The 18,100-nt window shown below is 73.3% G+C and carries 13 protein-coding genes; 8 read left to right on the forward strand and 5 right to left on the reverse strand.

Annotated elements, in window-relative coordinates; all coding sequences use genetic code 11:
* Nucleotides 1-10 precede the first annotated feature (10 nt).
* Nucleotides 11-3,643: a transcription-repair coupling factor gene (mfd, locus tag O7626_RS28385; protein ID WP_278066352.1), complete on the reverse strand. Its 3,633-nt coding sequence runs from the start codon at nt 3,641-3,643 to the stop codon at nt 11-13.
* 716 nt (nt 3,644-4,359) lie between these two features.
* Here mfd and ppc point away from each other — a divergent pair.
* From ppc to O7626_RS28405, 4 genes are all read left to right on the forward strand, one after another.
* On the forward strand, nt 4,360-7,146 hold the full coding sequence (ppc, locus tag O7626_RS28390; protein ID WP_278064132.1) for a phosphoenolpyruvate carboxylase: 2,787 nt from the start codon (nt 4,360-4,362) through the stop codon (nt 7,144-7,146).
* A 156-nt stretch (nt 7,147-7,302) separates the two neighbouring features.
* The gene (locus tag O7626_RS28395; RefSeq protein ID WP_278064133.1) at nt 7,303-7,836 is read left to right on the forward strand and encodes a sigma-70 family RNA polymerase sigma factor; all 534 of its coding nucleotides are present in this window, start codon (nt 7,303-7,305) and stop codon (nt 7,834-7,836) included.
* 14 nt (nt 7,837-7,850) lie between these two features.
* Nucleotides 7,851-8,582, forward strand: coding sequence for a hypothetical protein (locus O7626_RS28400; RefSeq protein WP_278064134.1), 732 nt, complete (start codon nt 7,851-7,853; stop codon nt 8,580-8,582).
* 69 nt (nt 8,583-8,651) lie between these two features.
* Nucleotides 8,652-9,065, forward strand: a complete 414-nt coding sequence (locus tag O7626_RS28405; RefSeq protein ID WP_278064135.1) for an N-acetylmuramoyl-L-alanine amidase — start codon at nt 8,652-8,654, stop codon at nt 9,063-9,065.
* Between the two features lie 57 nt (nt 9,066-9,122).
* Here the strand turns inward: O7626_RS28405 and O7626_RS28410 are convergent, their stop codons facing one another.
* The 4 genes from O7626_RS28410 to O7626_RS28425 are packed head-to-tail and all read right to left on the reverse strand — an operon-like array spanning nt 9,123 to nt 12,638.
* Nucleotides 9,123-9,833, reverse strand: coding sequence for an ABC transporter permease (locus O7626_RS28410; protein WP_278064136.1), 711 nt, complete (start codon nt 9,831-9,833; stop codon nt 9,123-9,125).
* A gap of 5 nt (nt 9,834-9,838) precedes the next feature.
* Entirely contained in the window at nt 9,839-10,750 is a 912-nt protein-coding gene (locus tag O7626_RS28415) for an ABC transporter ATP-binding protein (RefSeq protein WP_278064137.1), read from the reverse strand.
* Nucleotides 10,747-11,631 (reverse strand): ABC transporter permease, encoded by an 885-nt coding sequence (locus O7626_RS28420; protein ID WP_278064138.1) that lies wholly within the window; start codon nt 11,629-11,631, stop codon nt 10,747-10,749. Before O7626_RS28420 ends, O7626_RS28415 begins: the two co-directional genes overlap by 4 nt.
* Entirely contained in the window at nt 11,628-12,638 is a 1,011-nt protein-coding gene (locus tag O7626_RS28425; RefSeq protein ID WP_278064139.1) for an ABC transporter ATP-binding protein, read from the reverse strand. The genes O7626_RS28420 and O7626_RS28425 overlap by 4 nt, the downstream gene beginning before the upstream one ends.
* Before the next feature lie 163 nt (nt 12,639-12,801).
* On the opposite strand from O7626_RS28425, the gene O7626_RS28430 reads away from it, so the two are divergent.
* The 4 genes from O7626_RS28430 (at nt 12,802) to O7626_RS28445 (ending at nt 18,053) form a co-directional block, all read left to right on the forward strand.
* Nucleotides 12,802-13,398, forward strand: a complete 597-nt coding sequence (locus O7626_RS28430) for a DM13 domain-containing protein (protein ID WP_278064140.1) — start codon at nt 12,802-12,804, stop codon at nt 13,396-13,398.
* 125 nt (nt 13,399-13,523) lie between these two features.
* Nucleotides 13,524-15,053: an adenylyl-sulfate kinase gene (gene cysC, locus O7626_RS28435; protein WP_278064141.1), complete on the forward strand. Its 1,530-nt coding sequence runs from the start codon at nt 13,524-13,526 to the stop codon at nt 15,051-15,053.
* Between the two features lie 121 nt (nt 15,054-15,174).
* Nucleotides 15,175-17,274: a beta-galactosidase gene (locus tag O7626_RS28440; RefSeq protein ID WP_278064142.1), complete on the forward strand. Its 2,100-nt coding sequence runs from the start codon at nt 15,175-15,177 to the stop codon at nt 17,272-17,274.
* A complete protein-coding gene (locus O7626_RS28445; RefSeq protein WP_278064143.1) occupies nt 17,274-18,053 on the forward strand; it encodes a DeoR/GlpR family DNA-binding transcription regulator in 780 nt (259 codons plus the stop codon). The genes O7626_RS28440 and O7626_RS28445 overlap by 1 nt, the downstream gene beginning before the upstream one ends.
* The last annotated feature ends 47 nt before the right edge of the window (nt 18,054-18,100 follow it).

Genomic DNA, 18,100 nt, shown 5'->3' on the forward strand with positions numbered 1-18,100 from the left:
CGACACTCTCTCACGCACCGCCGCGCCCCGACGGCACGGGGTCACCCAGCACATCTTGGAGGAGTTGGGCACACCAGTCCAGCAGTGCCTGGTCGCGCAGCGGCTCGCCGCCGATCCGGCGGGTCGTCGGGCGCGGCACGCTCACCTGGTCGGTCGCCGGCTTGTAGACCGCGTCCGGGTGGTAGCGCTTGAGCCGCAGCTGCTTCGAGTCCGGCAGCGGCAGCGGGGAGAACCGGACGTGCCGGCCCTGCACCGAGACGTCGCTCAGCCCGTACGCCCGGGCCAGCAGCCGGAACCGGGCCACCGCCACCAGGTTGCCGACCTGCTCCGGCGGCTCGCCGTACCGGTCGGTCATCTCGGCGACCACCTCGGCCAGCCGAGACGCGTCCCGGGCCTCGGCGAGCTTGCGGTACATCTCCAGGCGCAGCCGCTCCACCCCGATGTAGTCGTGCGGCAGGTGCGCGTCGACCGGCAGGTCGACCTTGATGTCGTCCTCCTCCGGCCGCTCGCCCTTGAACGCCTGCACCGCCTCGCCGACCATCCGGACATAGAGGTCGAAGCCGACCCCCTCGATGTGCCCGGACTGCTCGCCGCCGAGCAGGTTGCCGGCGCCCCGGATCTCCAGGTCCTTCATCGCCACGTACATCCCGGCGCCCAGCTCGGTGTGCTGGGCGATGGTGGCCAGCCGCTCGTGCGCGTGCTCGGTCAGCGGCTTCTCCGGCGGATAGAGGAAGTACGAGTACGCCCGCTCCCGGCCCCGGCCGACCCGGCCCCGGATCTGGTGCAGCTGGGCCAGGCCGAGCAGGTCGGCCCGCTCCACGATCAGCGTGTTGGCGTTCGGGATGTCGATGCCGGACTCGACGATCGTGGTGCAGACCAGGACGTCGAACTCCTTCTCCCAGAAGCCGACCATCACCTTCTCCAGGGCGTCCTCGCCCATCTGGCCGTGCGCGACCGCGACCCGGGCCTCCGGCACCAGCTCCCGGATCCGGCGGGCCGCCCGGTCGATCGACTCGACCCGGTTGTGCAGGTAGAAGACCTGGCCGTCGCGGAGCAGTTCGCGGTGGATCGCCGCGGCGACCTGCTTGTCGTCGTACGCCCCGACGAAGGTGAGCACCGGGTGCCGCTCCTCCGGCGGGGTGGCGATCGTCGACATCTCCCGGATGCCGGTGATCGCCATCTCCAGGGTCCGCGGGATCGGGGTCGCCGACATGGTCAACACGTCCACGGCGGTCCGGAGCGTCTTCAGGTGCTCCTTGTGCTCCACCCCGAAGCGCTGCTCCTCGTCCACCACCACCATGCCGAGCGACTTGAACCGGGTCGCCGCCTGGAGCAGCCGGTGGGTGCCGATCACGATGTCGGCGGTGCCATCGGCGGCGGCGGCCAGGGTCCCCTCGGCCTCCTTCGGTGTCTGGAACCGGGACAACTGCTTGATCGAGACCGGGAACTGCCCCATCCGCTCGGCGAAGGTGTTGTAGTGCTGCTGCGCCAGCAGGGTGGTCGGGACCAGCACGGCCACCTGCTTGCCGTCCTGCACCGCCTTGAACGCGGCCCGCACCGCGATCTCGGTCTTGCCGTAGCCGACGTCGCCGCAGATCAGCCGGTCCATCGGGACCGACTGCTCCATGTCCCGCTTCACCTCCTCGATCGCCGCGAGCTGGTCCGGCGTCTCGGTGTATGGGAAGGCGTCCTCCAGCTCCCGCTGCCACGGGGTGTCCGGGGCGAACGCGTGCCCCTTGGACGCCTTGCGGGCGGCGTAGAGCTGGACGAGCTGGGCGGCGATCTCCCGGACCGCCTTGCGGGCCCGCGCCTTTGCCTTCTGCCACTCGGCGCCGCCCATCTTGTGCAGGGCCGGGTTCTCCCCGCCGACATACCGGGAGAGCTGGTCGAGCTGGTCGGTCGGGACGAAGAGCCGGTCGCCGGGCTGGCCGCGCTTGCTGGCCGCGTACTCGATGACCAGGTACTCCCGGTCGGCGCCGTTGACGGTGCGCTGCACCAGCTCGACGTACCGGCCGATGCCGTGCTGCTCGTGCACCACGTGGTCGCCGGCCCGCAGCTCCAGCGGGTCGATGGTGTTGCGCCGCCGGCTCGGCATCTTGCGCATGTCCCGGGTCGACGCGCCCCGGCCGCCGGTGATGTCGTTGCCGGTCACCACCGCGATCCGGGACGCGCCGTCCAGGAAGCCGTGGTTGAGCGAACCGCAGGTGACCAGCAGCTCGCCGGCACCGGGCGGTGCCGGCACGCTCTCGGTGAGCGCGGCGCCGAGGCCGGCGTCCCGGAGCACCTCGACGGCGCGCTGGGCCGGCCCGTGCCCCTCGAAGACCAGTGCCACCGCCCAGCCCTCGCCGACCCAGCGCTTGAGGTCGTCGACCACCCGGGCGGTCTCGCCGTGGTAGAGCGGCACCGGCTGGGCGGCCAGGGCCAGCGCCTCGCCGGTGTCCGGCACCACGGTCACCTCGGGTTCCGGCTCCACCGCCCACGGCTCGGGCATGGCGGCCGGTCCGGGAGCGGCCTCCGCCAGCCCGAACGGGGAGGCCGACCACCAGGGCTGGCCGAGGGCGGCGGCGGTGCCGCGTACCTCGGCCAGGGTCCGGAAGGCGGCGGCGCCGAGGTCCACCGGGGCCTGGCCGCCGACGGCGGCCGCCGCCCAACTGGCCTCCAGGAACTCCGCCGAGGTACGCACCAGGTCGTGCGCCCGGGTCCGGATCCGCTCCGGGTCGCAAAGCAGTACGTGGCTGCCGGCCGGCATGCAGTGCAGCAGCAGCTCGAGCGAGTCGGCGCCGACCAGGGCCGGGGCCAGCGACTCCATCCCCTCGACCGGGATCCCCTCGGCGAGCTTGTCCAGGATCTCGGCCAGCTCCGGGTGCTCGGCGGCCAGCTCGGCGGCCCGCTGCCGGACCGGCTCGGTGAGCAGCAGCTCCCGGCAGGGCGGCGCCCAGAGCGCGGGTACCGCCTCGATGGTCCGCTGGTCGGCGACGGCGAAGGTGCGGATCTCCTCGACGTCGTCGCCCCAGAACTCGACCCGGGAGGGGTGCTCGTCGGTCGGCGGGAAGACGTCCAGGATGCCGCCCCGGACGGCGTACTCGCCGCGCTTGGTGACCAGGTCGACCCGGGCGTACGCCAGGTCGGTGAGGCGCCGGGCGGTCTGCTCCAGCCCCGCCTCGCCACCGGGGGCGAGCCGGACCGGCTCCAGGTCGCCGAGGCCCTTGAGCTGCGGCTGCAACACCGAGCGGACCGGGGCGACCACCACCCGGACCGGACCGGCGTGCTCGGACAGGTCGGGGTGGGCCAGCCGGCGCAGTACGCCGAGTCGCCGGCCGACGGTGTCGGAGCGGGGCGAGAGCCGCTCGTGCGGCAGGGTCTCCCAGGCCGGATAGACGACGACCTGCTCGGGCGGGAGCAGGCTGCCCAGCGCGGCGGCCAGGTCGTCGGCCTCCCGGGTGGTGGCGGTGACGGCGAGCACGGGCCGCCCGGCCCCGCCGGCCTGCTCGCCGGCCGCCACGGCGGCGACCAGGAACGGCCGCAGCGCGGGCGGGGCGGTCAGGTCGAGGCCGTCGGCCTCGGCACCCCCGGCGCCGGCCAACGAGCGGGCCCGGGCCAGGGCGGGGTCGCGAAGCGCGGCGGTGAGCAGACCGGTGAGCACCAAGATCACAACCTTGCGGACGGGCACGCCGAAAGTGCCCCACGCCCGGAGCGGGCGGGGGGTGCGGGGTGAGGCAGGACCCGGGGCGTTGCCGTGCCGGAAGGGCCCCTCCTCAACGCCGTCGTCAAGACTATCCCCTGACTCCGACGAACTCCCGGCGACGGCCGGCACGCGCCTGCTGTTCGACGGCATCCACCGCACCTCGAACCGGCCGCGTGCCCGCGACACGCCCTGGCGCGGACCCGGCACCGCACCGCACCGCCCGGGCCGGGCCGGGCCGGGCCGGCAGCGCAATGCCCCGGACGCAGACTGTCGAGCTGGGCGCACAGACGGGGCACCAGCGTCTACCCGGACCGGAACCAGCCAGCGGGCGCCCGGACCGGGCAGCCAGCCGGCGGGCGCACAGACGGGGCAGCTCGACAGTCTGCGCACCGAGGCGACCGGGCCAGGCCAGGCGACCGGGCAAGCCAGCCAGCGGCAAGCCAGCCAGCGGCAAGCCAGCCAGCGGGGTGAGCAAACTAACGATCATCCGTCTCGAGCGCCCGGAACTCGACACAACTCGACATAACGCACGTTTCGCGGCTGCCGAATCGACCCGATCCGTACCGGTACCCATCTGCTCCGGCACGAGTCTCGTTAGCGTTCCGGGAGCAGCCGCCGATAACATCCACTGTGTCGGACAACGCTGTCCTCCGTACTCGATCAAGGAGCGCACGGTGACCGACCAGCATGACCACGACGGGCCCGACGCCGCACTGCGAGCAGACATCCGCCGGCTCGGCAAGCTTCTCGGCCAGACCCTCGCCCGCCAGGAGGGTCCGCCCCTGCTCGACCTGGTCGAGGAGGTCCGGGCGCTGGTCCGGCACGACGCGGAGGCCGCCGCCCAGCGGCTCGGCGCGATGGACGTCACCACCGGCACCAAGCTGGCCCGCGCCTTCTCCACCTACTTCCACCTGGCCAACATCACCGAGCAGGTGCACCGCTCCCGCGAGCTGCGCCGGCAGCGGGCCGCGCACGGCGGCTGGCTGGACCAGGCCGCCCGGCTGATCCGGGAGCGCGGGGTGGCGCCCGAGGAGATCGCCTCGGTCGCCCGCCGGCTCTCCGTCCGGCCGGTCTTCACCGCGCACCCGACCGAGGCGGCCCGCCGGTCGATCCTGTCCAAGCTGCGCGCCGTCGCCGACGAACTCGACGCCGAGGCCGCCGCCGCGATCCTCTACGGCGCCAGCGACGAGGGCCCGGCCAGCCGGCGCCTCGCCGAACTGCTCGACCTGCTCTGGCAGACCGACGAGCTGCGGCTGGACCGGCCCGACCCGACCGACGAGGCCCGCAACGCCATCTACTACCTGCGCGACCTCTACGCCGAGGCGGCCCCGCAGGTCCTCGACGACCTCGCCGACACGCTGCGCGGGCTCGGCGTGGAGACCGCGCCGACCGCCCGGCCGCTCAGCTTCGGCACCTGGATCGGCGGCGACCGGGACGGCAACCCCTTCGTCACCCCGCAGGTCACCCGGGACGTGCTGCTGATCCAGTACGAGCACGGCATCCAGGCGACCGAGGCGGCGATGGAGGCGCTGATCAACGAGATCTCGGTCTCCCGCCGGCTGCGCGGGGTCAGCCTCGACCTCTCCGCCAGCCTCGCCAAGGACCTCGACGCGCTCCCCGAGGTGGCCCCCAGGTTCCGCCGGGTCAACGCCGAGGAGCCGTACCGGCTCAAGGCCCGGTGCGTACGCGCCAAGCTGGCCAACACCCGGCGCCGGCTCAACCAGGGCACCGCGCACGTGCCGGGGCGGGACTACCGGGGCTCCGCCGACCTGCTCGCCGACCTGGAGCTGATGCGCGCCTCGCTGGCCCGCAACTCCGGCCAGCTCACCGCCGTCGGCCGGCTCGCCTCGGCGATCCGCACCGTCGCCGCCTTCGGGCCGCACCTGGCGACCATGGACATCCGGGAGCACGCCGAGGCGCACCACGTGGCGCTCTCCCAGCTTTACGCGCAGGTCGGCGAGGTGCCGGACTATGCGGCGCTGAGTCGGACCGAGCGGACCAAGCTGCTCGCCGAGGAGCTGTCCGGACGCCGGCCGCTCTCCACCATGGACACCCCGCTGACCGAGGCGGCCCGGAAGACCTTCGACGTCTTCCACACCATCCGCGAGGTGCAGGAGCGGTTCGGCGTCGAGGTGATCGAGTCGTACATCACCTCGATGACGCTCGGCGTCGACGACGTACTCGCCGCCGTGGTGCTGGCCCGGGAGGCCGGGCTGGTGGACGTGCACACCGGACGGGCCCGGGTCGGCTTCGTGCCGCTGCTGGAGACCCCGGCCGAGCTGGACGCCGGGGGCGAACTGCTCGACGAGATGCTGTCGCTGCCGGCGTACCGGGCGATCGTGGCGGCCCGGGGCGACGTGCAGGAGGTGATGCTCGGCTACTCCGACTCCAACAAGGAGGCCGGGATCACCACGTCGCAGTGGTCCATCCACCGGGCCCAGCGGGCACTGCGGGACGTGGCCGCCCGGCACAACGTACGGCTGCGGCTCTTCCACGGCCGGGGCGGCACGGTCGGCCGGGGCGGCGGCCCCACCCACGAGGCGATCCTCGCCCAGCCGTACGGCACGCTGGACGGCGAGATCAAGGTGACCGAGCAGGGTGAGGTCATCTCCGACAAGTACACGCTGCCCTCGCTGGCCCGGGAGAACCTGGAGCTGACCCTGGCGGCGGTGTTGCAGAGCACCCTGCTGCACACCACCCCCCGGCAGCCGGCCGAGGCGCTGGACCGCTGGGACGCCACGATGGACGTGGTCTCCGGTGCCGCCTACCGGCGCTACCGCTCGCTGGTGGAGAACCCGGACCTGCCGGCCTACTTCTGGGCCTCCACCCCGACCGAGCTGCTCGGCGCGCTGAACATCGGCTCCCGGCCGGCGAAGCGGCCGAACACCGGGGCCGGGCTGGCCGGGCTGCGCGCCATCCCGTGGGTGTTCGGCTGGACCCAGACCCGGCAGATCGTGCCCGGCTGGTTCGGCGTCGGGACGGGGCTGGCCGCCGCCCGGGAGGCCGGGATGGGCGACGTACTGGCCGAGATGCACCGGGCCTGGCACTTCTTCGGCACGTTCCTGTCGAACGTCGAGATGATGCTGACCAAGACCGACCTGACCATCGCCCGCCGGTACGTCGAGACCCTGGTGCCGGAGCCGCTGCACCCGATCTTCCACCTGATCGAGGCGGAGTACGAGCTGACCAAGCAGGAGGTGCTGGCGATCACCGCCTCGCCGGCCCTGCTGGAGAACTCGCCGGTGCTGCAACGCACCCTCGCCGTCCGGGACACCTACCTGGAGCCGCTGCACCACCTCCAGGTGGCGCTGCTGCGGCAGTACCGCGACTCGGGTGCCGCCGGGCGGGCCGTGGCCACCGCGCCCGGCGGCCGGCGCGCTCCCGGCGAGGGTACGGCGCTGGAGCGCGCGCTGCTGACCACCGTCAACGGCATCGCCGCCGGGATGCGCAACACCGGCTGACCCCGCCCGGCACGGCACTGCGGGCCCGCCGAACGGGATCAGAGCGGCACTGCGGGCCCGCGGAACGGGATCAGAGCGAAACAGCGGGCCGCACGCGGACACGTTCTGGTTGTCGGGCATCTCCGCCCGGCACCGGACCTGTCCGAAGGAGCTGCCTTGGCCCGCGCCGCACCCGTCCCGCCGCCGGAGGACGACCCGCACGACGCCACCGCCCGGTTCGAGACCCTCTACCGGGCCTGTTACCAAGACCTGCTCACCTTCGCGCTGCGCCGGTGTGACCGCCCGGAGGCCGCCGCCGACGTGGTGGCGGACACCTTCCTGGTCGCCTGGCGGCGGATCGACGAGATCCCGGCGGAGCGGGCCCGGCTCTGGCTGTTCGGGGTGGCCCGCAACGTGCTGGCGAACCACCACCGGTCGGTCCGGCGCCGGGCCGACCTGGCGGCGCGGCTGCGCCAGGAACTCGCCGCCGCCGAGGTGGTCCAACCGGAGGTGCCCGACGACATCGGCCGGGCGTTCCGGTCGCTGTCCGAGGCGGACCGGGAACTGCTCCGGCTGGTCGCCTGGGAGGGGCTGGCCGCCGACGAGTTGGCCGTCGTCCTCGACTGCTCGACGAACGCCGCCCGAATCCGGCTGCACCGGGCCCGGCGACGGTTCGCCGTCGCGCTGCGCCAGCCCTCGCTGACGAGATGACCGGGGAGAACACCATGACGGACCACGACGAGCAGGACCGGCTGGTCCGGCTGCTCGCCCCAGAACACCGCCTCGCCGAGCAGACCAGGCGACCGGACGGGCCGGCCGCCGAGGAACTGCTGAACACGATCACGACCATGGCCAGGACCACGGCCAGCACCACGGGCGTCGACATCACCGGGCCGGCACCGGCCGGTGGGGCGAGCCGCCCGACGTCCTGGTTCGGCCGCCGCCGGCTCGCCTTCGCGGTGCCGACCCTGGCCGCTCTGGGCGCGCTGGCCGCCGTGGTCGCCGTCAACCTGCCGTCCGGGCCCGCCGACCCCGGCCCGGCCCAGGTCGCCCCGAGCGGAGCGGCCAGCGGCACGCCCGGCGGGCAGCCGAGCCCCGCCCCGTCGCTGCGGCCGGTCGGGCGCGCGCTCTCGATCGTCCCGGAGACCGACCACATCGTCGTGACGATCGTGGACCCGACCGCCGACCCCGCCCGCTACCAGGCGGAGCTGGAGAAGCACGGTCTCGACATCGAGATCACCGTCGCGCCGGTGCCGGCCGAGCGGGTCGGCCGGGTGGTCTTCATGGAGACCGGTCCCGACGCGGAGGTCGAGACCATCGAGTCACCCGGCAACTGCACCGCCAACGGCAACTGCTCGGTCGGCGTGCGGATCCCGCTGGACTTCCGGTCGTACGCCCGGATCGTCTTCGGGCGCGCGCCGCTGCCGGGCGAGCAGCCGTTGACCGAGGAGGGGTAGCCGGGGTGGTCGGCCGGGGACCGTGGGGGTCCCCGGCCGCCCCCGGGGGTCTTGAATCGATGCGATCTGATGTCGAAAATTTATGCCATCGCGGCGGCCAGTGAAAATTATCGGCCCCGGATCGGCGTCGTCCACCCAACCTGGGGCGCCAACATCTTCGCGAGCATCCACATCAACGCCGGTGGCGGCACCGGTTTCGAGAGCTACATCTACCCGGTCACCAGCGCGGCGACCCTGCGGCTCCAGGACGACGTGCACGCGGCCGTACTGAGCAGCGCCCGCACCGTCGGCTCGGTCACCGACCGGGGCCAGAAGACGGCGAACTTCCAGGTCCTCCGGGAGACCGCGATGTCGGCGGTACTCACCGAGAACCTCTTCATCGACCGGGCCGCCGACGCCGCCCTGCTCGCCCGCGCGGACTTCCGGCAGGCACTCGCCGTCGGACACGCCCGGGGAATCGCCAGGTACTTCGGGCTCGCCTGACTCGCGGGCGGCCGTGGGTGACCGTGGGCCGGACCAGGCCCACGGCCGCCGCGCCGGTCAGCTCGTCTCGCCGGCCACACTGAAGGTGCGCAGCCGACGGATCGCCAGCCCCGTGAAGCCGACGGTGAAGAGCACGCTCATCACGATCGCCACCGGCAGCGACACCGAAGCGTCCAACAGCACGCTCGGGGCGATCCGGTCGGTGAGCGTCACCACGTACTGCTGCACCGACAGCACCCGGGTGCCGCTGACGACGTTCGTCAGCAGGCCCTCCCAGATCAGCACGTAGACCAGACCGAGCAGCACCGGGCGCCGGGTCAGCAGGCTCAACGCCAGGAAGAACGCCGAGTACGCCAGCGCACCCACCGCGCTCGCGGCGGCCAGCCCGAGCCCGAAGCGGACCGAGTCGGCGAGCACCCCGGCGACGTAGAGCGGCACGGCGACGGTGAGCGCGGTGACCCCGGTCGCCACGGCCAGTTTCGGCACCACGATCTGCCACCGGGGCAGCGGCTTGGTCAGGATGTGCAGCAGCGTGCCGTCGTCGATCTCGGAGCCGAGCACACCCGTGCCGACGATAAGCGCGGTGACCGGCAGCAGCACGCCGAGCCCGAGCCCGTACACCACCGGCTGGCCCCACTGGGCGGCGTCGACGCCGGCCGACCGGGCCAGGACGGCGAGCCCGACCAGCAGCACCGGCAGCGGGAAGAGCAGCAGGAACCGGCGCCGGCCGAAGAGCCCCCGCGCGGTGATCCAGGAAACAGTCGACATTACGGTCACGCCTCCACCAGGTAGGAGAACACGCTCTCCAGGGACTCGTCCGAGGGCAGCAGCCGGCGTACCCGGATGCCGGAGGCCAGCGCGATCCTCGGCAGGGCCCGGGTGAAGCTTCCGTAGTCGCCGGCCCGGACGGTCAGGCCGTCCCGGGTCACGTCCACCCCGTTCACCGACGGCTGGCCGATCAGCTGCACCGCCAGCCGCCGGTCGTCGCTGGACTGCACCGCGAAGACGTGCGGCCGGTTGGTCATCAGCCGGCGGATCGTCCGGAAGTCGCCGGAGGCGGCCAGCCGGCCGGAGACGATCACCTGCACGGTCCCGGAGACCTGCTCGACCTCCTCCAGGATGTGCGAGCTGAACAGGATCGTCCGGCCCTGCTCGCCGAGCGAGTGCAGCAGCTCCATCATGTGCAGCCGCTGTCTCGGGTCCATCCCGTTGAACGGCTCGTCGAGCAGCAGCACCTGCGGGTCGTGCACCAGCGCGGCGGCGACCCGGGCCCGCTGCCGCATGCCCTTGGAGTACGTGCCGATCCGGCGGTCCTGCGCCTCGGTCAACTCGACCAGCTCGATCGCCCGCCGGGCCGCCTCCGCCGGCTGCGGCAGCCCGTGCAGCTTGGCGCTGGCCAGCGCGAACTCGTACGCGCTGAGGAAGTCGTAGACCGACTCCCGCTCGGTGACCAGGCCGAGCCGCCGGTAGACCTCCGGGTTGCCCCAGGTGGGCTCGCCGTCGAGCGTCACCGTGCCCTTGGAAGGGGCCAGGAAGCCGGCCATCATGTGCAGCACGGTGGTCTTGCCGGCACCGTTCGGCCCGAGCAGCCCGGTGACCCCCGCGCCGAGGCTCATCGACACGTCGTTGACCGCCACCACGTTGCCGTACCAGCGGGAGACGCCGGCCAGTTCCAGTTCACTCATTTCGCGGCGACCTTCCGGTAACGGGCGAGCAGCAGCAGGATCCCGACGACGACGAACCCGACGGCGACCAGGGCGTAGAGCGGGCCGTACGGGCCGACGTCGAGGTCGCCGCTCGGCTCGAACATCCAGTCCCCGATCCCGCCGACCATGGTGACCGGGCTGGCCAGTCCGGCGAGCTGGTTGGCCGCCTTGTACGGCAGCACCGCCAGCACCCCGACGACCGGGGTGGTGAGCAGGAACGCCCCGACGATCGCCCCGGCGGCGACGGCCCGGCGGCGGAGCAGGGAGGCGACCAGCAGCGCCAGCGCCGAGTAGACGACCGCGTGCACGGCGACGTAGCCGAGCGCCGGCAGGAAGTCGGTGAACTCGTCCCAGACCGCGCCGAAGCCGTCGACCATGAACGCGGAGCCGGCGAACATCACCGTCAGCGGCACGCCGACGGTCAGGAACGTCGCCGAGACCAGTGCGGCGAGTTTGACAAGCGCGTAGTCGGCCCGGTGCAGCGGTCGGGCGAAGTAGAGCGGCAGCACCCCGCTGTGCAGGTCCCTCGACGCGAGTTCCGGCGCCACGATGGCGCAGAAGAAGATGATCAGCACGCTGAGCGTCTCGGGGAACTCGGCGTAGCTCAGCGCGAGGCTGCCGGTCTGGGCGCGTACGGCGGTCAGCACCGCGGCGACCACCCCGACCACCCCGACGATCAACCACGGGAAGATCTTCGCCTTGAAGGTGCGCCCGAGCCCGAAGGCGGTACGCAGGCTGTGCAGGTAGAGCGAGCCGACCAGGTAGCGCCGGCCCAGCCGGGGGCCGTCGTAGCGCTGGTAGCCGATGTCGTGGATGACCCCGGCCGGTCGGTCCGGCCGGGCAGCGTCGAGGGTGGTCATCGGGCGCCCTCCAGGGACGTGCCGGCGGCGACCGGTGCGGGCACCCGGGCCGGATCGGTGGCGAAGAGTTCGACGACCCGGTGCCGCCGCTGGTCGAGCCGGTGCAGCGGCAGGTCCAGCTCGGCGACCGCGGTCAGGATCAGGTCGTAGGTCCGGTCGAGGGCCGACTCCGCGGCCGGTGCGCCGGCTGGCACGCCCGCCGGGCCGGCTTCGGTGTCGAGCAGGGGTACCAGCAGTTGCCGGCCGTCCCGCCGGACCGGCAGGCCGGCGGCGGCGAGCCGGGCGGCCAGCTCGTCGGTGCCCTCGCTCACCTCGACCGAGAGCACCTCGGTCACCGCGGTCATATCGGAGAGCTGCGCCGACCGGAGCAGTTTGCCGCCCTCGATCGCGACAAGCGCGTCGCAGATCCGCTCGACCTCGCCGAGCAGGTGCGAGCAGACCAGCACCGAGATGCCGAACTCGGTGCCGATCCGCTCGATCAGGGCGAGCATGGCGTCCCGGCCGGCCGGGTCCAGTCCGTTCGTCGGCTCGTCGAGCAGCAGCAGGTCCGGGTCGTGCACCAGCGCCTGGGCCAGCTTGACCCGCTGTTTCATGCCGGTGGAGTAGCCGCCGACCTGGCGGTACCGCTCCTCGTAGAGGCCGACGTGCCGCAGCGTCTCGGAGGCACGCTCCCGGGCGGTCGTCTTGGGCAGCCCGCTCATCCGTCCCATGTGCGTGACGAATTCCGCGGCCGACAGGTCGGGTGGCAGGCAGTCGTGCTCCGGCATGTAGCCGACCCGGGCCCGCACCTGGTGCCCGTCGAGGGTCGGGTCGAGGCCGAGCACCCGGGCCTGTCCGCCGGTCGGTTCCAGCAGGCCGAGCATGATCTTGATAAAGGTCGACTTGCCGGCCCCGTTGGCTCCGACCAGACCGACGATGCCCGGCTCGACGTTGACCGTCAGGTCGGACAGCGCGGTCACCCGATTGCCGTACGTCTTGGTCAGCGACTGGGTCGCGATCACTGTCACGCTGCCAGGGTAGGACCGGCGGCACGTCCCGGAGGTCCGGAAGCCACCCTGGAAGTACCCGGAATCGTCCGGGCGCCGACGGCGGTCCCCCCTAGGGGAGGAGTAAGACTTTCGTAAGCCGGTACGGCCACCCGCACCGGCGTCGGTCCGGTTGACTGGCCGCATGTTCCGTCGCCTGCTCCGCGCCCCGTTGACCTGGGTGGTCGCCGCCGTACTCGTCGCCGTCGCGATCTTCGGCGGCTACTGGTTCCAGCCCTGGAAGCTCGTGGTCGACCAGAACGTCGCCGAGCGGCTCACCGAGCCCGCGCCGGAGGCGCCGACGACCGGCCCGCCGAGCACCGGTCCGTCGACCGTCGCCCCGTCGACCGCGCCCTCCTCGCCGGCTGCCGGCGCTGCCGACCGGCCGGTGCTGGTCAGCCGGGGCACCTTCGTCACCCACGAACACGAGACCAGCGGAACGGCCCGGATCGTCCGCCAGCCCGATGGCGGCCACCGGCTGGAACTGGTGGACCTGGACACCTCGAACGGACCCGACCTGCGGGTCTGGCTCTCCGACCAGCCGGTCCGGGCGGGCCGGGCAGGATGGCACGTCTTCGACGACGGCCGCTTCGTCGAACTCGGCCGGCTGAAGGGCAACCGGGGCGACCAGGCGTACGACGTGCCGGCCGGCACCGACCTGGAACGGCTGCGCAGTGTCTCGATCTGGTGCCGGCGCTTCGCGGTCTCCTTCGGCGCGGCCGAACTCGGCCCGGTTCGGTAACCTCCTGATGGCCACCGCCGGCAACCCGGCGGAACCGTCGCGCCGCGTCCAAACGGGAGTGGCGGTCTCGACCGATCGGCGGCCGGCTGCGAAACTGTGTGCCGGCCGGCGTAGTTGGGGGTGCGATGAGCAACGGGTGGGTGCTGCCCGACGAGCTGCTGCGGGATGCTCCGGCGTACACGCCGCGCCCCTATGAGCTGGCCGACCTGGAGTTGCTGCTCTCCGGGGCGTACGCCCCGCTCGCCGGCTTCATGGGCCGGGCCGACCTGGCCTCGGTGGCCCGGCGCGGCCGGCTGGCCGACGGCGGCCCCTGGCCGGTGCCGGTGACCCTCCAGGTGCCGGCGGACCTGGTCGGCGGCCTCGACCTGGACAACCCGGTCGAGCGTGGCCTGGTCCTCACCGACCCCGAGGGGGCGCCGATCGCGCTGCTGGAGGTCGCCGACCGCTGGCCCACCACCCAGGGCTGGTACGGCGTCGGCGGCCCGGTACGCCGGATCGGCGACGGCGGCCACGGCCCGTTCCAGCGGCTGCGCCGCACGCCGGCCGAGGTCCGGGAGCTGCTGCCGCCGGGGCGGGTGCTCGGGGTGATCGCCGACCGGCCACTGCACCGGCCACAGCTCGCGCAGATCGCGCACGCGGTCCGTACTCTCGCCGCGCACCTGCTCATCCTGGTTCCGGTCGCCGGCAGCAGTGCGGACGGGCTGGCACCGGAGGTGCTGGTCCGAAGCATCTTCGGGGCCCGGGACCGGATGCCCCCGGCGACGATCGTCGCGGTGCCGATCGCCCGGCGCGGCGACGACATCTGGGACGCGCTGCTGCGGGCCCGGGTGGCCCGGGCGTACGGGGTGACCCACGTGCTCTCCACCACCGAGATGGTCACCGGCGGCGGGCTGCGGATGCTCGTCCCCCGGGAACTGGCCTACGACAACCGGGACGGCCAGTGGCGGTGGCGGGACGACATCCCGCCACGCAACCGGCGGCTGGCGCTGGACCAGGCGGAGATCGAGGACCTGCTCGACCGGGGCTTCCCGCTGCCGGAGTGGCACACCCCGCCGGCGGTGGCGAAGGAGTTGACCCGGGCCCGGCCGTCGCGCCGGCACCGGGGGCTGGTGGTCTTCCTCACCGGGCTCTCCGGCTCGGGCAAGTCGACGATCGCCCGGGGGCTGGCCGACGCGCTGCGGGAGGGCGGGGACCGCACCATCACGCTCCTCGACGGCGACGTGGTGCGCCGGGAACTCTCCGCCGGGCTGGGCTTCAGCCGGGCCGACCGGGACCTGAACGTACGCCGGATCGGCTGGGTCGCCGCCGAGGTGGCCCGGCACCGGGGGCTGGCGATCTGCTGCCCGATCGCGCCGTACCACCGCGCCCGGGCGACCGCCCGGGAGATGGCCCGGTCCGCCGGGGCGGGATTCGTGCTGGTGCACGTCGCCACCCCGCTGGCGGTCTGCGAGCGGCGGGACCGCAAGGGGCTGTACGCCCGCGCCCGCGCCGGCCAGCTCAGCGGGATGACCGGCATCGACGACCCGTACGAGGAGCCGGCCGACGCCGACCTGGTGCTGGACACCACCGACATGACGGTGGACGAGTGCGTGCACCAGCTGCTGGCGCACCTGACCGAGACCGGCTGGGTCGAGTCCCGCCTGCAACAACTGTAAGGAAGGGCCCCGCCTTATCGCATTCTGCATAGGAAGGGCCCCCTCCTAGCACCTCACACGCGCCACGCGGGCGCTAGTGTGCGTATCTGTTGGATTGCGTGCGGGCGCGTTTGGAGGCGGTGTGACCGGTCTGGTGCCGAACGTCGAGGGCCTGAGCTACGGCGGGGACTACAACCCGGAACAGTGGCCCGAGGAGGTCTGGCCGCAGGACGTGGCGCTGATGCGCGAGGCCGGGGTCAACCTGGTCACCGTCGGCGTCTTCGCCTGGGCCTGGCTCGAACCCGCACCAGGGAGCTACGACTTCGACCGGCTGGACCGGATCATGGACCTGCTGCACTCCGGTGGCATCCGGGTCTGCCTGGCCACCGCCACCGCCTCGCCACCGCCCTGGTTCTCCGCCGCCCACCCGGAGACGCTGCCGGTGGACGCCGACGGGCGGCAGCTCAGCTACGGCAGCCGGCAGGCGATCTGCGCCAGCTCACCGGTGTACCGGCAGGCCGCCCTGGCGCTTACCGAGCAGCTCGGCCGGCGCTACGCCAGGCATCCGGCGCTGGCCGTCTGGCACGTGCACAACGAGTACGCCTGCCACAACCCGCACTGCTACTGCGACGTCTCGGCCGAGGCGTTCCGCCACTGGCTACGGCACCGGTACGGCGACCTCGACGCCCTCAACACGGCCTGGGGTACGGCGTTCTGGTCGCAGACGTACACCGACTGGGCGCAGGTGCTGCCGCCCCGGGCCACCCCGACCTCGTCCAACCCCGGACAGGTGCTGGACTTCCGGCGGTTCAGCTCGGACGAGCACCTGGCCTGCTTCACCGCCGAACGGAACGCGCTGCACCGGCTCTCCCCCGGCGTACCGGTGACCACGAACCTGATGACCGCGAGCTGCGTCGACCTGGACCACTGGACCTGGGGCCCGGAGCTGACCGGCCCGGACCGGCTGCTCTCCAACGACCACTACCTGCTCGGCGAGTACCCGCTCGAACCGCCGGCCCAGATCGCCTTCGCCGCCGACCTGAGCCGGTCGCTGGCCGGCGGCCCGTGGCTGCTGATGGAGCACTCCACCAGCGCGGTCAACTGGCAGCCGCGCAACCTGGCCAAGCCGGCCGGTCAGCTGGTCCGGGACGCGCTGGCGCACGTGGCCCGGGGCTCGGAGGGCGCGCTCTTCTTCCAGTGGCGGGCCAGCCGGGCCGGCTCGGAGAAGTGGCACTCGGCGATGCTGCCGCACGCCGGCACCGACTCGAAGGTCTGGCGCGAGGTGGTCGAGCTGGGCCGGCACCTGCGGGCGCTGGCCGAGGTCGAGGGCTCCCGGACCGAGGCCGAGGTCGCGGTGCTGCTGGACTACCCGTCGGTCTGGGCCCAGGAGGCGGCCAACCAGCCGAGTACCGACATGGTGGCCTTCGACGAGATCCGCCGGTGGCACAGCGCGCTCTGGCGGGCCGGGTTCACCGCCGACCTGGCCCCGCCGGGTGCCGACCTGAGCCGCTACAAGCTGGTGCTGGCCCCCTCCCTCTACCTGGTCGACGACGCCGCGGTCGGCAACCTCACCGGGTACGTCGACTCCGGCGGCACCCTGGTCGTCGGCCCGTACAGCGGGCTGGTGGACGCCTGCGACCGGGTCCGGCCGGCCCCGCTGCCGGGCGCCTTCGCCGAGCTGCTCGGCATCCGGGTCGAGGAGTTCTTCCCGCTGCCGACCGCCGGCACCGTACGCCTGGACGACGGCACCTCGGCGGCGGTCTGGACCGAGGTGCTGGCCGCACCGCAGGCCGAGGTGTTGGCCAGCTTCGACACCGGGCCGGTTGCCGGCGGTCCGGCGATCACCCGACGGGCGGTCTCCGGCGGCGGCACCGCCTGGTATCTCGGCACCCGGCTGGAGCAGACCGCGCTGGGCGTCCTGCTGTCCCGGGTCGCGGCCGAGGCGGGTGCCGGGCCGACCGGTCCGGTCGTACCCGGGGTTGAGCAGATCCGGCGGCGGCACCCGGACGGGCGGTCGTACCTCTTCCTGCTCAACCGCTCCGACCGGCCGGCGGAGGTCGACGCGGCCGGGACCGACCTGCTGACCGGCACCGAGTGGGCCGGTCCGACCCGGGTCGGACCGCGCGGCGTCGCGGTGCTGGCACAGCGGCCGGCCGCACCAGCACACGCCGCGACAGCGGCGGCTGCAGCACAGGCAACGGCAGAGGCAACGGCAGCGGACGAGCCGGCCGGTACACCCTGATGCTCGCCCAGCAGCGCCAGGAGGCGATCCTGGGCCGGGTCCGGGCCACCGGCGGGGTGCGGGTGACGGAGCTGGCCGGCGAGTTCGGCGTCTCCGACATGACCATCCGGCGCGACCTGGAGGCGCTTGCCGAACGCGGCCTGCTGGCCAAGGTGCACGGCGGGGCGACCACCGCCCGGCCCGGCTCCACCGACGAGCCAGGCTTCGCGGCCAAGTCGGTGCGGCAGCAGGCCGAGAAGGCCGCCATCGCGGCCGAGGCCGCCCGGCTGGTCACCGCCGGGATGGCGGTCGCGCTCTCCGCGGGTACGACCACCGCCGAGCTGGCCCGCCGGCTGGCCGGGGTACCGGCGCTGACCGTGCTGACCAACTCGATCCCGGTCGCCGAGATCCTGCACCGGTCCGGGCGCCCGGACCAGACGGTGGTGCTGACCGGCGGGGTACGCACCCCGTCCGACGCCCTGGTCGGGCCGGTGGCGGTGGCCACCATCCGCTCGCTCCATCTGGACCTGGTCTTCCTCGGGGTGCACGGGATGAGCGAGCGGGCCGGGTTCAGCACCCCGAACCTGCTGGAGGCGGAGACCAACCGTGCCCTGCTGGCCGCGGCGGACCGGCTGGTCGTGCTGGCCGACTCGACGAAGTGGGCGACGGTGGGGATCTCGTCCTTCGCCGGGCTGGCCGAGGCGCACACCGTGGTCTGCGACACCGGCCTGCCCGAACCGGCCCGGGAGGTCCTCCGGGCACACGTACCGGAACTACTGCTCTGTGAGGTGGCACGGTGAGCCTGCCCGGCGAGACAACTGCGACGCACGCTGCGCGGCGAGGTGGG

Origin of the sequence: Micromonospora sp. WMMD1102 (genome assembly GCF_029626265.1) — a bacterium.
Taxonomy (GTDB): Bacteria; Actinomycetota; Actinomycetes; order Mycobacteriales; family Micromonosporaceae; genus Plantactinospora.

What these genes read in the sequence shown, in the direction of transcription:
- O7626_RS28400 (WP_278064134.1), top strand. Translation starts at nt 7,851, where the DNA reads ATGACGGACCACGACGAGCAGGACCGGCTGGTCCGGCTGCTCGCCCCA.
- O7626_RS28405 (WP_278064135.1), top strand. Translation starts at nt 8,652, where the DNA reads ATGTCGAAAATTTATGCCATCGCGGCGGCCAGTGAAAATTATCGGCCC.
- O7626_RS28410 (WP_278064136.1), bottom strand. Translation starts at nt 9,833, where the DNA reads ATGTCGACTGTTTCCTGGATCACCGCGCGGGGGCTCTTCGGCCGGCGC.
- O7626_RS28415 (WP_278064137.1), bottom strand. Translation starts at nt 10,750, where the DNA reads ATGAGTGAACTGGAACTGGCCGGCGTCTCCCGCTGGTACGGCAACGTG.
- O7626_RS28420 (WP_278064138.1), bottom strand. Translation starts at nt 11,631, where the DNA reads ATGACCACCCTCGACGCTGCCCGGCCGGACCGACCGGCCGGGGTCATC.
- O7626_RS28430 (WP_278064140.1), top strand. Translation starts at nt 12,802, where the DNA reads ATGTTCCGTCGCCTGCTCCGCGCCCCGTTGACCTGGGTGGTCGCCGCC.
- cysC (WP_278064141.1), top strand. Translation starts at nt 13,524, where the DNA reads ATGAGCAACGGGTGGGTGCTGCCCGACGAGCTGCTGCGGGATGCTCCG.
- O7626_RS28445 (WP_278064143.1), top strand. Translation starts at nt 17,274, where the DNA reads ATGCTCGCCCAGCAGCGCCAGGAGGCGATCCTGGGCCGGGTCCGGGCC.